Here is a 14,548-nt window from a genome sequence, read left to right as displayed (position 1 = left end):
CATCGGCGTCGGCCTGATGTACGGCCTGTGGAAGCCGCGCGTGCTGGGCGCCTGGAAGGTGCCCGCCTCCGGCCCGGTGATCCTCGCGGTGAACCACTCCCACAACATCGACGGCCCGATGGTCATGGGCGTGGCGCCCCGGCCGACGCACTTCCTGATCAAGCAGGAGGCGTTCATCGGGCCGCTGGACCCCTTCCTGACCGGCATCGGCCAGCTCAAGGTCGACCGCACCACCGCCGACCGCACCGCCATCGGGGGGGCGCTCGGCGTGCTGGAGCAGGGCGGCGTGCTGGGTATCTTCCCGGAGGGCACCCGGGGCGAGGGCGACTTCGCCTCGCTGCGCGCCGGGCTCGCCTACTTCGCGGTGCGCGGCGGGGCGCCGATCGTGCCGGTGGCCGTGCTCGGCAGCGCCGACCGGCCGGGCCGCCTGGTCAAGGCCCTGCCGCCGCTGCGCTCCCGCGTCGACGTGGTCTTCGGAGATCCGTTCGAGGCGGGCGACGGCAGTGGGCGGCGTACGCGCAAGGCGCTGGACGAGGCGACCGAGCGCATCCAGAAGCGGCTCACCGCACACCTGGAAAACGCCAGGCGCCTGACCGGGCGCTGGGCGACACTTGAGTAGTGGAACGGCCCGATTCGGGCCGCTTCCACCGATCACCACGAACGACGACGAGGTACGGACTTCATGAACGACCAGAACCAGCCCGACGGCTCGGCCGCGCACGAGTACGAGCACGGGGCTCTCGGCGACGCCGAGTACGCGGAGTTCATGCAGCTCGCCGCGGAAGAGGGCTTCGACATCGAGGACGTCGAGGGCGCCATCGAGGAGGCGGGCCACGGCCCCCTTCCCGTGCTAGCCGTCGTCGGCCGCCCCAATGTCGGCAAGTCGACCCTGGTGAACCGGATCATCGGCCGCCGCGAGGCGGTCGTCGAGGACAAGCCCGGTGTCACCCGCGACCGCGTCACCTATGAGGCGGAGTGGGCCGGCCGCCGTTTCAAGGTGGTCGACACCGGCGGCTGGGAGCAGGACGTCCTCGGCATCGACGCCTCCGTGGCCGCGCAGGCCGAGTACGCCATCGAGGCCGCCGACGCGGTGGTCTTCGTGGTGGACGCCAAGGTCGGCGCCACGGACACCGACGAGGCCGTGGTCCGGCTGCTGCGCAAGGCCGGCAAGCCGGTCGTGCTGGCCGCCAACAAGGTCGACGGCCTCTCCGGCGAGTCCGACGCGGCCTACCTGTGGTCCCTCGGCCTCGGCGAGCCGCACCCGGTCTCCGCGCTGCACGGCCGCGGCACCGGCGACATGCTGGACGCCGTCCTGGAGGCGCTGCCGGAGGCGCCCGCGCAGACCTTCGGCGGCCCCGGCGTCGGCGGCCCCCGCCGCATCGCCCTGATCGGCCGCCCGAACGTCGGCAAGTCCTCCCTGCTGAACAAGGTCGCGGGTGAGGAGCGCGTCGTCGTCAACGAGCTGGCGGGCACCACCCGCGACCCGGTCGACGAGATGATCGAGCTGGGCGGCAAGACCTGGAAGTTCGTGGACACCGCCGGCATCCGCAAGCGCGTCCACCTCCAGCAGGGCGCCGACTACTACGCCTCCCTGCGCACGGCCGCCGCCGTGGAGAAGGCGGAGGTCGCGGTCATCCTGATCGACGGTTCCGAGAACATCTCGGTGCAGGACCAGCGCATCGTCACCATGGCCGTCGAGGCGGGCCGCGCGATCGTCGTGGCCTTCAACAAGTGGGACACCCTCGACGAGGAGCGCCGCTACTACCTCGAGCGCGAGATCGAGACCGAGCTGGGCCAGATCGCCTGGGCCCCCCGCGTCAACGTCTCCGCCCGCACCGGCCGCCACATGGAGAAGCTGGTCCCGGCGATCGAGACCGCGCTGGACGGCTGGGAGACCCGTGTCCCCACCGGCCGGCTGAACGCGTTCCTCGGCGAGCTGGCCGCCGCCCACCCGCACCCGGTCCGGGGCGGCAAGCAGCCGCGCATCCTGTTCGGCACCCAGGCCGGCACCAAGCCGCCGCGCTTCGTTCTCTTCGCCTCCGGCTTCATCGAGGCGGGCTACCGGCGCTTCATCGAGCGCCGCCTGCGCGAGGAGTTCGGCTTCGAGGGCACCCCGATCCACATCTCGGTGCGGGTGCGCGAGAAGCGCGGCGCGAAGAAGAAGTAGAAGAAGAAGTAACAGAGGAAGGCAGAGGTAACCGCCACGGCGGATCAACGCACGGCGAAGGGGCGGCCCGGTCTCGGTGGAGACGGGCCGCCCCTTCGCGTACGGCTCAGTTGCCCTGGCGCGGGGCCGGGGGGAGCGCCGGAGGTCCGCCGCCGTCCGGCTGGGCCCGCCCGATCGTGCCGATCCGCTGCCACTGGGACTGCTGGGACTGCTGCCGCGCGCTGTACGCCCCCGCGCTGTAGGCGCTGTAGGAGCTGCTGAACGACCCCGGCCGGTGCCCGCCGTACGAGCCGGTGCTCTGCGGGAGATTCCCGAAGGCGGTGAAATCGAGGTTTTCCTCACCACTGCGATCGAACGGCAGCGTACGGAAGGTCTTGACCCACTCCGCGTACAGCGTGTCGTAGATCGGCGTGGACGAGGGCCCACCGGAGTTCTCCTGCCCGGACCGGGCGACGGGAACGGGGGACAGGGCGGGCCGGCGGGCAGAGGTGTCGTATGAGTGCACGTATGTCCAAACGACGCTGCACCCAAAGGGATGCGGCCACCCGAGGGGCTGTCGGGGGTGCGCCGGACAGCACGACCGGCCGTGCCGCCCCTGGGGGATGGTGGACGGTACGGCCGGTGCTCGGGAAGGGGTGGGGTCAGGTGCCGGCGAGGGGGAGGGCGGCGGCGACCAGGCGGCCGTTCCCGGCGGCCTGGTCCAAGGCGTCGCGGAGCAGGTCCTCGCGGGGCTGGCGGCCGATGGAGCCGACGGGGGCCGCGAACATCAGCACCTGCTGGTGCTTGTTGGCGGCGGCCCGCCAGCTCTCGGTGACCTGGAGCGGCTGGTGCGCCTGCCACCAGGCCACCGGCTGGCTGCCGTGCGGGCCCGGCTGGAGGACGGCGTGGAGCTGGCCGACGGCGAGCAGCACCGACCAGCCGTGCAGCACCGGGGGGACGGCGTCGAGCGCGGTCACCGGCATGAAGCCCTGCTCGATGAGGAGCGGGAGGAAGTCGTCCCCGCCCCCGGTGGCGCCGGGGCGCGCGATGGGCGCGGTCGGCTCCACGACGAGCGCCGGGTGCAACTCGCCCTCGATCAGCACCAGTCCGCTGGTCACTCCGAGCACGGCGGGCTCGGGCGTGGTCCGGTGGGGCTGCTCCTGCCCCTGGGGGGCGGCCTCGCCGCCGATGGAGCGGACGGCGCCCTGCAACTGCTCCTCGGTGACCTGCACGACCTGCGAGGGCAGACAGCCCGCGTGGGCGAAGGCGAGGACGGCGGTCTCGTCCCCGACGAACAGGACGGTGCTGGTGCGTTCCTGCTCGGAGTCCCCCGGAGTGCGGCAGGACGTGCAGTCGTAACTGCCCGGAGCGTTCGCTCCGGTGAGCAGCCGGTCGGCTTCTTCGTCGCCGATCTCGGCGCGTACGGCGTCACTGACGTCGAGCATGCGCGGCACGGTGGCTCCCTCGGGATGCGCGCGGTCGGCCGGGTGGCTCCCGGTCGCTGAGCCTTGGGATCGCGGGCTCATGCAGAAGACAACGGGCGTCCTGTGGTGGGAGTCACGCCCCAGGGGGAACGGAATCGAACCGGCCTGCGCGCACGGTCACTTTCGGCACGGAATCTGCCACTCACCGTCAACTCCGTGCACAGTCAAGGAACTTGAAAGGGTGATGTGCGTCACGAGCAGGTGCCGCCCATGGTCGACAAGTACCGAAATAACCGTATGAAGTGGTTGGCCGGAAATCGCCGATACCGGCGGTAACCGCCAACTGGCCTGCCGCGACGGGGTGTTGTTGAAATGCGGCACCTGTCCTCCTTAGATTCCTTCGCCGTGTGCAACTAGCACCGCTCGGGTAGGTCCGCCGCCCGGCGCCGGGTCCGTCAGGGCCGCGGCACCGGTCACCGGTGGACGGGGCGGGCGCGAGGAACCGCGGTCCGACGCGGCGAGACGTGCCCCGCCCAGGGGGAGCCCGGGTTCGTGGAGAGGGAACTGCATGTCCGAGTGTGCCGATACGACCCGTTCGACCGCCCGTAAGGGCCGTACGACGGCCGCCCTCGCCGGGGCCGCGCTGCTCGCCCCGCTGGGGCTGCTGGCAGCCTCCGGAGAGGCGCAGGCGGCGGACAACGGAGTCTGGGACCGCATCGCCCAGTGCGAGAGCGGCGGCAACTGGCACATCAACACCGGCAACGGCTACTACGGCGGGCTCCAGTTCTCCGCCAGTACGTGGCGTGCCTACGGTGGCGGCGCCTACGCCGCCACCGCGGACCAGGCGTCGAGAAGCGCGCAGATCGCCGTGGCGTCGAAGGTCCAGCGGGCCCAGGGCTGGGGAGCCTGGCCCGTCTGCTCCGGCCGCGCCGGGGCCTACGGGTCCGCACCGTCCAGCGCCTCGGCGTCGGGCGGCGGAACCGACAAGGGCGTGACGAAGAAGTCCGCCCCCACCCGGTCCGCCCCCACCCGGACCGCACCGACGCGGTCCGCCCAGGCCCCGCAGCGCCCGGCGGCGACCCACGCCGACCGGGGAGCCGCACGGGGCGGCTACACCGTCCGCCAGGGCGACACGCTGAGCACCATCGCCGCCCGGCACGGGGTGAGCTGGCAGCGGGTCTACGAAGCCAACCGGTCGGTCATCGGGGCCGACCCCGACCTGATCGTGCCGGGGCAGCACCTCGCGCTCTGACGCGAGGCCCCGCCTCGACGGCAACGGCCGCCGCCCTGAAGGAGGGCGGCGGCCGTTCGTATGTCTGTTCGTGCCGGGGAACCCTTCGTGCGGGGAACCCGTGAATTTCCTATGCGGCGTCAGCTCCGGGGCGTGTGCGTCCAATTCCCGGGGGAAAAACGTTCCGGTCGCGTTCTTGGCCGGTTCCGGTGTGTGATCCGACGCATTACGAGCGTTAATTGGACCCCGCGACGGCCCGCACAGGAAAATTCTGTTCGATTACCCCGTGAAGGTGAACGGAAACCCCCATACGTGTGACGGAGTACGCGGGGGACGGGCACCGGGAGCTGTGACAGAAGTGTGACCGGCGGCGCCCCGGCGGCCGTCGCAGCGGGCGCCTTCCGTAGTCGGCGCGGGCCGCCTAGCGTGGCGGCATGGCACAGATTCCCGCTCCGCCGCCGGAGCCGCAGGACACCCTGGACAGCTATGTCGGCCTGGCCCCCGAGGACGCCGACCGGCGCGCCCGGAACAGGGGCTGGCAGACGGTGCGGGCGCTGCCGCCCGGCGCGATCATCACCATGGAGTACCGCACCGGCCGTCTGAACTTCGAGGTGAAGGACGGCCGGGTCGCCCGCGTCTGGAAGGGCTGACCCGGCCGTCAGGGTCGCGCGGCCTGCGACGCCCCGCGCGGCAGCCGGTCCGGGTGCGCCGGACGCCGGCTGCCCGCCGGGGTGACCGGGGTGCGCTCGGAGCGGGCCGTGTGCGGGCCCGGCGCCAGATGGATCGGCGGCCGGGACCCGCGCGCCGACGTGACCGGCTCCCGCGCCGGTACGGCCGGCCCGGCGGCCTTGGCCAGCGGCTGGAGCGCCACCGGGGCGAGCGGCGCGGCCGGCGCGGGCGCGGTGCGCCGCCAACGGTCGCGCAGCCGGTCCCGCAGTGCGAACAGCGCGTTCTCCGCGCGGGAGATCAGCGGCTCGAACCAGGGCAGCGCCAGCAGGATCAGCAGCCCGGCGGCCCAGCCCAGCAGCACGTCGCTCAGCCAGTGCGTACCGAGGTAGACGGTGGTGAGGCCGACGCCGAGCGAGGTGATCGCGGAGAGTGCGGACAGCCAGCGGCGCGCCCGGGCCGTGGAGGCCAGATACGCCAGGATGCCCCAGGTCACGACCGCGTTGGCGGTGTGACCCGAGGGAAATATGTCTCCGCCCAGGCCCATCTCGTTCGAGCCGATGACGGTGGCGTAGTGCGGGCCGAGCCGGCCCATGCCGAGCTTGGCGGCGCCGACCGTGATGTTGAGCAGCAGCAGCGAGGCGGCCAGGGTCAGCAGCGGACGGACCGTGTGCTGCCGCCAGGAGCGCCAGCCGAGCCAGGCCGCGACCATCACCGCGGTGGGGCCGCGCTGGCCCAGCACCACGTAGTAGTCGAGGAAGGCGTGGATGCCCGGCCACTGCTGGTAGGGGCGGAAGAACATGACCTGCCAGTCCAGCCGGACCAGCCAGGACGTGGTGATCACGGCCCACACGATCGCCAGGTAGAAGGCCAGGGTCGAGGAGAACAGCACGGCCCGGTGCCGCGACATCCGCGGCACGTCGATATGGGCCGGCCGTTCCGGCTCCCGGTCCAGCCTGGCGAACACCCGGTCCAGACGCCGGGTGAGCTTTCGTTCGGTACGCACCCAATCGACGTTACAGCGAGTGAGCTGTGTTCCCGGTCGGTACTGGGGCTTTGTGATGACGATGTGATGTGGGAAACCTCTCAGGAACCATGTGAATTCCCGAGCGTCCGCAATATCTCCGGAGCGGTTCCCGTAATTACCCCGGATCTCGCCGGGAGCGGTTTTATGGCGCTTTTAATTCGGTTCACCGAAAGGTGGTCCGGTATTCGGCGGGCGCTCACCCGGCCCGCCGGGGCCCTCAGGGCGGGCCGGAGCCGTTCAGCCACCCGGCGCCGTACACGGCCGCACCGGCCGCGAGCGCCGTGACCAGCAGCGCGGCACGGGCCGGGCGGGTCCGGGCGAGGGACTCGGCCAGCGGGAACAGCAGGGGGAAGGCGGGCAGCAGCAGCCGGGGCTTGGAGCCGAAGTAGCTCGACGCGCACAGGGCCAGCGCGAGGACGACCCCGCTGTAGACCAGCAGCGGGAGCGGCTGCCCCCGGCGCACGCCGGCCGCGTACAGCCACAGCAGCAGGAGGACGCCGGCGATCAGGGCGACGCCCGCCAGGGCCGACGGGAAGGCGGTCAGCATGCCGCCGACGAAGCGGGCGAAGGCGTACCCGCCGTCGAACCCGTTGCGCCACCCCGCCTGCACGTCGAGGTAGCCGAAGAGGCCGTCGCCGGTGCGATGCCCCACCCACAGGACGTAGGCCGCCGCGCCCAGCGGGGCCAGGGCGGCGCCCAGTACCCGGCGCCAGGCGGGCGCGCGCGGGCCGTCCGTGCTCCCGGTTCGCCCGAACGAGGCGACGGCCGCCACCCACACCGCGGCGACCACCGCCGCCCCCACCGGCCGGGTCAGCCCCGCGAGCGCCGCCAGCACCCCCGCCGTCACCCAGCGCCCGGACACCACCGCGAACAGCGACCAGGCGGCCAGCGCGGTGAACAGTGACTCGCTGTACGCCATCGACTGCACGATCCCGACCGGCAGCACCGCCCACAGCAGCACCGCGCACACCCCGGCCCGGGCCCCGTACAGCCGGTCCGCCAGCGCGAAGATCCCGGCCGCCGCCACCAGCGAGGCCAGGGCGGAGACCGCGAGGCCCGCGTCCGCGTACGACAGCGGGGTCAGGGTGTGCAGCAGCCGCTCCAGCCAGGGGAGCAGGGGGAAGAAGGCGAGGTCGGAGTGGATGTCGCCGTTCGGCAGCCGGACCTCGTGGCCGTAGCCCGCGCCGGCGACCCGTGCGTACCAGAGGGAGTCCCAGCGGGCGGAGAGCAGGGTGTGCGCGCTCGTGCCGCGCGCCGCGCTCCACCCGGCCAGCACGGCCAGCCCCAGGGCCCGGACCCCCGCGTACCCCAGGAGCGCCGGGAGGGCCCGGCGGGGGAGGGAGGTCGCGGGCGGGGCCGCCCGCGTGGCTGTTTCGGTCACGGGCCGATTATCGACGGCCCGGCCGGCCGCCCCGTCATCCGCCGGTGACCGCCGGCCGGGAGGTGGCGCACGCCACACCGATCGGGGCGCAACCGTGAGAGGTCCACCACGTGACCTGGGCATGAACTCGCGTACGCTGACGAGCCACCCGCGTGGGTCCGAGCGGGCCTTCGGGCACCGCTCCTCTCCGGCCGCACGGCGTGGAGATCCCCCCACCCTGCCGACCCGCCGCACGCGAGGACTCTTCTGGGAGGTACGTACATGTCCGGGACGACCACGGCCGCCGTCCGGCCGTCCCGTGAGGCGACCTGCGCCAACCGCTGGGTCGTCCTCGTCGTCCTCTGTGTCAGCCTGCTGCTCGTCGGTCTCGACGCCACCGTGCTGCACGTGGCGGTCCCGGCCGTCACCGAGGACCTCAGGCCCAGCGCGGTCGAACTGCTCTGGATCGTCGACATCTACCCCCTGGTCTGCGCCTCGCTGCTGATCCTCTTCGGCACGCTGGGCGACCGGGTCGGACGCAGACGCGTCCTGCTGCTCGGCTACGCCCTGTTCGGCGTGGCCTCGGCCCTGGCCGCGCTCGCCCACAACGGCGAGACGCTGATCCTGGCCCGGGCGCTGCTCGGCGTCGGCGGCGCCATGATCATGCCCGCCACGCTGTCCATCCTCCGCCAGGTCTTCCCCGACCGGCGCGAACGGGCGCTCGCCATCGGCATCTGGAGCGCGGTCGCCGCCGTCGGCGCGGCCGTCGGTCCGCTGCTCGGCGGGTTCCTGCTGGAGCACTTCTGGTGGGGCTCGGTCTTCCTGGTCAACATCCCGCTGATGCTGGTGAGCCTGCCCATCGGCCGGATGCTGCTGCCCGAGTCCCGCGGCGAGCGCGACGGCCCCTGGGACGTCGTCGGCGCCCTGATGGCGGCGGGCGGCCTCTTCGGCGTCGTCCTCGGCGTCAAGCGGCTCGGCGGTGGCGAGGACGTGACCGGCCCCCTCACCCTGGTACCGCTCCTGGCCGGGGTGGCCCTGCTCGTCCTCTTCGTCCGGCGCCAGTCGCGCCGCGCCCACCCCCTGGTCGATCTGAGCATGTTCCGGCGGCCCGCCTTCAGTACCTCGGTGGGCTGCATCGTGCTCGCCATGCTGGCCCTGGTCGGCCTGGAGCTGATCGCCGCGCAGTACCTCCAGCTCGTGCTGGGCCTGTCCCCGCTCCAGACCGGGCTGCGGCTGCTCCCGCTGACCGTCGCCGCGATGGCGGCGGGCGTGGCCGGCGCCCGCGTGCTGCGCGGTCTCGGGCCACGCCGGATGGTCTGCGCCGGGTTCGTCCTCACCGCGGTCGCCGTCGTCACCCTCACCGCGATGGGCGGCCACGACAACACCCCGCTGCTCCTCACCGGCTTCGTGCTGCTCGGCTTCGGCCTGGAGACCACCCTCTTCGGGGCCTACGAGTCCATGCTCAGCGAGGCCCCGGCCGACCGGGCGGGCGGCGCGGCCGCCATCGGCGAGACCTCCTACCAGCTCGGCGCCGGCATCGGCATCGCCCTGCTCGGCAGCGTGATGAACGCCGCCTACGCGCCCGCCCTCGACTCCGTGCCCGGTGTCCCCGCCTCCGCCTCCTCGGCCGCGGGCCGTTCCCTGGGCGAGGCGTACGAGGTCGCCGCCCGGCTCGGCGGACCCGCCGGGGCCGCGCTGAGGCACGCCGCCCGCGACTCCTTCGTGCACGGACTGCATGTGACGCTGCTGGTCAGTGCCGGTCTGCTGCTGCTCGGGGCGCTGATGGCGCTCCGGCTGCCCCGCGTCATGAACTGCGCCCCGGAGGGCGCCGGGGCGCCGGAACCGGCCCCCGAGAACCCCGTACCGCTCGCCAAGAGCGAGCTGCCCGCGCCACGGGCGGCCCAGAAACCCACGGTCTCCGCCTGACCTGGGGCCCGGTCGCTCTGGACGTGCGGCGCGCTCGGCCGTAACGTCGGCCCGGCATACGTGACTAGCGGTGCTAGTTTTCGAGAGCAGTGCCGCGCAGGTCCAGAGCCGCAGAGTGCCGGAGGGTGTTTCCCATGTCCGCGTCCCCGAAGCCGCCCGCGTTCGACCCCGCCGACCCGCTCGGCCTCGACGACCTCCTCGACCCCGAGGACCTCGCCGTCCGCGACACCGTCCGCTCCTGGGCGGCCGACCGCGTGCTGCCGTACGTGGCCGACTGGTACGAGAAGGGCGAGCTGCCCGGCATCCGGGAGCTGGCCCGCGAACTCGGCTCGATCGGCGCCCTCGGCATGTCCCTGACCGGCTACGGCTGCGCGGGCGCGTCGTCCGTGCAGTACGGCCTGGCCTGCCTGGAGCTGGAGGCCGCCGACTCCGGCATCCGCTCCCTGGTCTCGGTGCAGGGCTCGCTCGCCATGTACGCGATCCACCGGTACGGCAGCGAGGAGCAGAAGAACGAGTGGCTGCCCCGCATGGCCTCCGGCGAGGTCATCGGCTGCTTCGGGCTGACCGAGCCCGACCACGGCTCCGACCCGGCGGGCATGCGTACGTTCGCCAAGCGGGACGGCGAGGACTGGGTGCTCAGCGGGCGCAAGATGTGGATCACCAACGGCTCGGTCGCCGGGGTCGCGGTGGTCTGGGCGCGCACCGAGGACGGCATCCGGGGCTTCGTCGTCCCCACCGACCGGCCCGGCTTCTCCGCGCCGGAGATCAAGCACAAGTGGTCGCTGCGGGCCTCGGTCACCAGCGAACTCGTCCTGGACGACGTACGGCTGCCCGCCGACGCGGTGCTGCCCGGCGTCACCGGGCTGCGCGGACCGCTCGGCTGCCTCTCGCACGCCCGGTACGGCATCGTCTGGGGGTCGATGGGCGCCGCCCGCTCCAGTTTCGAGGCGGCCCTGGACTACGCGCGGACGCGGGAGCAGTTCGGGCGGCCCATCGGGGGCTTCCAGCTCACCCAGGCCAAGCTCGCCGACATGGCGGTCGAACTGCACAAGGGGATTCTGCTCGCCCACCATCTGGGGCGGCGGATGGACGCCGGGAAGCTGCGGCCCGAGCAGATCAGTCTCGGCAAGCTGAACAACGTCCGCGAGGCCATCGAGATCTGCCGCACGGCGCGGACGATCCTCGGTGCCAACGGGATCTCCCTGGAGTACCCCGTGATGCGGCACGCGACGAACCTGGAGTCGGTGCTCACCTACGAGGGCACCGTGGAGATGCACCAGCTCGTGCTGGGCAAGGCGCTCACCGGGCTCGACGCCTTCCGGTGAGCCCCCAGGGGGCGGGGCCGGTGAACGGCCCCGCCTCAGCTCTGGTTGAAGAAGCCGTCCTCCCGGCGGCCCGCCGGTTCGCCACTGATGATCTCGGTGTGGGCGGGCGTCAGCAGGAAGACCCGCGTCGCCACCCGCTCGATCGTGCCCCGCAGACCGAAGGTGAGCCCGGCCGCGAAGTCCACCACCCGCTTGGCGTCGGCGCCCTCCATCGCCGTGAGGTTCATGATCACCGGGACGCCGTCCCGGAACAGTTCGCCGATGGCGCGGGCGTCCCGGAAGCTGTCCGGGGTGACCGTGCCGATCCGGCGGCCCTTGTCCTCGGCCGTGTCCGCGGCCACCTTCACCCGCGGGTCGGTGACCCAGGCGTCAGCGGGCTCCGTGCCCTCGGAGTAGTCGTCGTCGTAGTAACGCTCGTCTTCGTTGTCGTCGACGAGGCCGAGCCACGCACTCGCCTTGCGTACCGATCCCATGGACGCCTCCTCTCACAGCGGTCTTATCTGTTCTTCGCTTCCCTATGGTCATCCATGATGCGGACGGTGCGCCAAGTGGATAGACGCCGCGCGGGGGGTTTGTGACGGTACTGGTGCACGATCGATCCGTCGAGAGCCCTTGTGCCCCAAGGGCTGCGACTCATACGGCTGCTGACTGTGAGTGAAATATGATTTGTCGCGGCGGATGGGTGATGTGTGGTGTGTCCGGGTGACGGAAGGGACCGCCGGGGCGCCCGAGGTGGGGCGTGTGGGGCGATTGTCGGGTTTTGTGACGTGAGGGAGCGTCAGGACGGGCGAGCCGTCCCGTCATTGAGGCAGTGGCGACCGAAAGGCCCTCTTGCGCCGACCGGTCGTTCGGCCGAATACTCCCCTCAGCGCTTGTCAGGGGCATGCACATCTGGACCGCCTGCCGCTGACTGCGCCTCACGGGCCCCGACCCCACGCGGGCCCCCGAATTCCCCAGGAGGGAACGACACGTGAGGATCAAGCGCACCACTCCCCGAGGCCGTATCGCCAGACGCACCCAGCTCACGGCGGCCGTCAGCGGCCTCCTCGCCGTAGCCGCGTTCGCCGCCCCCACCGCGCACGCCAGCGACGTCCACACGTTCAGCGCCGGCCAGCTCACCAAGGCGAGCGACTCCATCCGCCAGGCCGACGTCCCCGGCACCGCCTGGGCCGTCGACAGCAAGACCAACCGCGTCGTGGTCACCGTCGACAGCACCGTCTCCCCGGCCGAGATCGCCACGATCAAGCGTCAGGCGGGCGCCAACGCCGAGGCTCTCACCATCAAGCACACGCCCGGCAAGTTCCAGAAACTGATCTCCGGCGGCGACGCCATCTATGCGAGTAGCTGGCGCTGCTCGCTCGGCTTCAACGTCCAGGACTCCGCCGGCAACTACTACTTCCTGACCGCCGGTCACTGCACGGACGGCGCCGGCACCTGGTGGTCGAACTCCTCGCACACCACCGTGCTCGGCACCACCACCGGCTCCTCCTTCCCGGGCAACGACTACGGCATCGTGCGCTACACCAACAGCTCGGTGACGAAGTCGGGCGCGGTGGGCAGCCAGGACATCACCAGCGCGTCCACGCCCTCCGTCGGCACCTCGGTGACCCGCCGCGGCTCCACGACGGGCATCCACAGCGGTACCGTCCAGGCGCTCAACGCCACGGTCAACTACGGCGGCGGTGACATCGTCTCCGGTCTCATCCAGACCAACGTCTGCGCCGAGCCCGGTGACTCCGGCGGCCCGCTGTACGGCGGCACCCGGGCGTACGGTCTGACCTCCGGCGGCAGTGGCAACTGCACCTCCGGCGGTACGACGTTCTTCCAGCCGGTCGTCGAGGCGCTGAACGCCTATGGAGTTCACGTCTACTGATCCGGTCCGGGTCTGATCCGACGTGGCCCCCGCACGCGGTATGCGTGCGGGGGCTTTCGGCGTGGTGCCGTCCGGGTGGCTGCTCGTCCGGCAGGAGGCCCGGCTGTCGGTTCGGTGGGGTGAGCGAGGGTGAAAACAAGCCAGGGCGGACGTCAACTTTCTTGTGCGGGAATTGTGTTTGCAGTGCGAATCCTCCTGGGTGACTGCGAACGGTTGTGGGGGTGCGGGGGTGAAGGGGGTGTGCGGTGAGGCCGCACGAGCGTCCGGAAGTCGGTCTTGTGTGCCCGTTGTGACCTTCGGAAGAGTAGGCGCTCGTCAACCAGCCTTCCGGTCCGTCAGGTCCCCACAACCTGCCGGATCGACCCCCCACAGGAGGACGTGAGTTGAAGCATCGACGCATACCCGCACGCCGGGCCGCGATCGCCGGAGCGGGTGTTCTCGCACTGGTCGGAGCGGGTGTCACCTTCCAGACTGCGAACGCCAGCGAATCTCCCGAATCCACGGACTCCGCGGCCGGCGCACGCGTTCTGTCCGCTCCCGCGGCCGGAAAGCTCGCCTCCACGCTGCTCGCCGACCTCGGGTCCGACGGCGCGGGCAGCTACTACGACGCCCAGGCCAAGAGCCTCGTCGTCAACGTGCTCAACGCCTCTGCCGCCGATACCGTCCAGGCGGCCGGCGCCAAGGCCAGAATCGTCTCCCACTCGCTCGCCGTGCTCGACGGGGCGCGGTCCACGCTCACGAAGGACGCGACGATCCCGGGTACCTCCTGGGCCACCGACCCGGTGTCCAACAAGGTCGTCGTCACCGCCGACAAGACCGTGTCCCCGGCTCAGTACACCAAGCTGGCGAAGGTCGTCTCCGGGCTCGGGGACACCGCCGAACTCAAGCGGTCCAAGGGGGAGTTCAAGCCCTTCGTCGCCGGTGGTGACGCCATCAACGGGTCGGGTGGGCGGTGCTCGCTCGGGTTCAACGTGACCAAGGGCGGGGCGCCGTACTTCCTCACGGCGGGGCACTGCACCGCTTCGATCTCCAGTTGGACCGATGCGTCCGGGAACGCCATCGGGTCCAACGCCGACTCCAGCTTCCCGGGTAACGACTACGGGCTCGTCAAGTACGTCGACGGGGTCGATCACCCCAGCGAGGTCAATCTCTACAACGGGTCCGCTCAGCAGATCACGGGGGCCGCCGAGGCCACTGTGGGGATGAAGGTCACTCGTAGTGGGTCGACCACTCAGGTGCACGACGGGACTGTCACGGGGCTCAACGCGACCGTGAACTACTCCGAGGGGACCGTCAGCGGGTTGATCCAGACCGATGTGTGTGCCGAGCCTGGGGACAGTGGTGGGTCGCTGTTCTCCGGGAGCAGCGCGGTCGGGCTGACTTCCGGTGGCAGCGGGGACTGCTCCTCCGGTGGGGAGACGTTCTTCCAGCCTGTCACCGAGGCGCTGTCCGCCACTGGGACGCAGATCGGCTGAGGCGTCGGGTTTCGGGCTTCTGGCCCCCGCTTCTCCTTCGGGAGGGCGGGGGTCTTTGCGTGTGGCGGGGGCCTTCGCGTGTGGGGCGGGGCCGC

13 protein-coding genes are annotated in these 14,548 nt (G+C 71.8%); 8 read left to right on the top strand and 5 right to left on the bottom strand.

The window, feature by feature from the left end:
- Positions 1-16: 16 nt before the first annotated feature.
- Together ACZ3HQ_RS26815 and der are read left to right on the top strand one after the other, a co-directional pair.
- Positions 17-619, top strand: coding sequence for a lysophospholipid acyltransferase family protein (locus ACZ3HQ_RS26815; RefSeq protein ID WP_467514790.1), 603 nt, complete (start codon positions 17-19; stop codon positions 617-619).
- Between the two features lie 63 nt (positions 620-682).
- Positions 683-2,167, top strand: coding sequence for a ribosome biogenesis GTPase Der (der, locus tag ACZ3HQ_RS26810; RefSeq protein ID WP_467514716.1), 1,485 nt, complete (start codon positions 683-685; stop codon positions 2,165-2,167).
- A gap of 106 nt (positions 2,168-2,273) precedes the next feature.
- On the opposite strand, the gene ACZ3HQ_RS26805 is transcribed toward der, so the two are convergent.
- Together ACZ3HQ_RS26805 and ACZ3HQ_RS26800 are read right to left on the bottom strand one after the other, a co-directional pair.
- Complete coding sequence (locus ACZ3HQ_RS26805; protein WP_467514715.1) at positions 2,274-2,672, bottom strand: hypothetical protein; 399 nt, start codon at positions 2,670-2,672, stop codon at positions 2,274-2,276.
- 136 nt (positions 2,673-2,808) lie between these two features.
- Positions 2,809-3,600 (bottom strand): hypothetical protein, encoded by a 792-nt coding sequence (locus tag ACZ3HQ_RS26800; protein ID WP_467514713.1) that lies wholly within the window; start codon positions 3,598-3,600, stop codon positions 2,809-2,811.
- A gap of 538 nt (positions 3,601-4,138) precedes the next feature.
- Between ACZ3HQ_RS26800 and ACZ3HQ_RS26795 the strand changes: the two genes are divergently transcribed.
- Both ACZ3HQ_RS26795 and ACZ3HQ_RS26790 read left to right on the top strand, forming a co-directional pair.
- A complete protein-coding gene (locus tag ACZ3HQ_RS26795) occupies positions 4,139-4,822 on the top strand; it encodes a LysM peptidoglycan-binding domain-containing protein (protein ID WP_467514712.1) in 684 nt (227 codons plus the stop codon).
- Positions 4,823-5,235: 413 nt separating this feature from the next.
- On the top strand, positions 5,236-5,451 hold the full coding sequence (locus tag ACZ3HQ_RS26790; protein ID WP_467514710.1) for an I78 family peptidase inhibitor: 216 nt from the start codon (positions 5,236-5,238) through the stop codon (positions 5,449-5,451).
- A gap of 8 nt (positions 5,452-5,459) precedes the next feature.
- Here the strand turns inward: ACZ3HQ_RS26790 and ACZ3HQ_RS26785 are convergent, their stop codons facing one another.
- Together ACZ3HQ_RS26785 and ACZ3HQ_RS26780 are read right to left on the bottom strand one after the other, a co-directional pair.
- Positions 5,460-6,473, bottom strand: coding sequence for a phosphatase PAP2 family protein (locus tag ACZ3HQ_RS26785; RefSeq protein WP_467514708.1), 1,014 nt, complete (start codon positions 6,471-6,473; stop codon positions 5,460-5,462).
- A 238-nt stretch (positions 6,474-6,711) separates the two neighbouring features.
- Positions 6,712-7,875, bottom strand: coding sequence for a glycosyltransferase family 39 protein (locus ACZ3HQ_RS26780; protein ID WP_467514706.1), 1,164 nt, complete (start codon positions 7,873-7,875; stop codon positions 6,712-6,714).
- 261 nt (positions 7,876-8,136) lie between these two features.
- Between ACZ3HQ_RS26780 and ACZ3HQ_RS26775 the strand changes: the two genes are divergently transcribed.
- Together ACZ3HQ_RS26775 and ACZ3HQ_RS26770 are read left to right on the top strand one after the other, a co-directional pair.
- Entirely contained in the window at positions 8,137-9,780 is a 1,644-nt protein-coding gene (locus ACZ3HQ_RS26775; protein ID WP_467514704.1) for an MFS transporter, read from the top strand.
- A gap of 134 nt (positions 9,781-9,914) precedes the next feature.
- Positions 9,915-11,105: an acyl-CoA dehydrogenase family protein gene (locus ACZ3HQ_RS26770; protein ID WP_467514702.1), complete on the top strand. Its 1,191-nt coding sequence runs from the start codon at positions 9,915-9,917 to the stop codon at positions 11,103-11,105.
- 35 nt (positions 11,106-11,140) lie between these two features.
- Here ACZ3HQ_RS26770 and ACZ3HQ_RS26765 read toward each other — a convergent pair whose 3' ends face one another.
- The gene (locus ACZ3HQ_RS26765; RefSeq protein ID WP_467514700.1) at positions 11,141-11,578 is read right to left on the bottom strand and encodes a cell division protein SepF; all 438 of its coding nucleotides are present in this window, start codon (positions 11,576-11,578) and stop codon (positions 11,141-11,143) included.
- A gap of 497 nt (positions 11,579-12,075) precedes the next feature.
- Between ACZ3HQ_RS26765 and ACZ3HQ_RS26760 the strand changes: the two genes are divergently transcribed.
- Together ACZ3HQ_RS26760 and ACZ3HQ_RS26755 are read left to right on the top strand one after the other, a co-directional pair.
- Positions 12,076-12,978, top strand: coding sequence for a S1 family peptidase (locus ACZ3HQ_RS26760; protein ID WP_467514698.1), 903 nt, complete (start codon positions 12,076-12,078; stop codon positions 12,976-12,978).
- A 383-nt stretch (positions 12,979-13,361) separates the two neighbouring features.
- Entirely contained in the window at positions 13,362-14,453 is a 1,092-nt protein-coding gene (locus tag ACZ3HQ_RS26755; protein ID WP_467514696.1) for a S1 family peptidase, read from the top strand.
- Positions 14,454-14,548 lie beyond the last annotated feature (95 nt).

Source organism: Streptomyces sp. NPDC018263, from assembly GCF_055562575.1.
The sequence above is the reverse complement of the archived record's forward strand: the minus strand, read 5'-3'. Positions and strand labels throughout refer to the sequence as shown.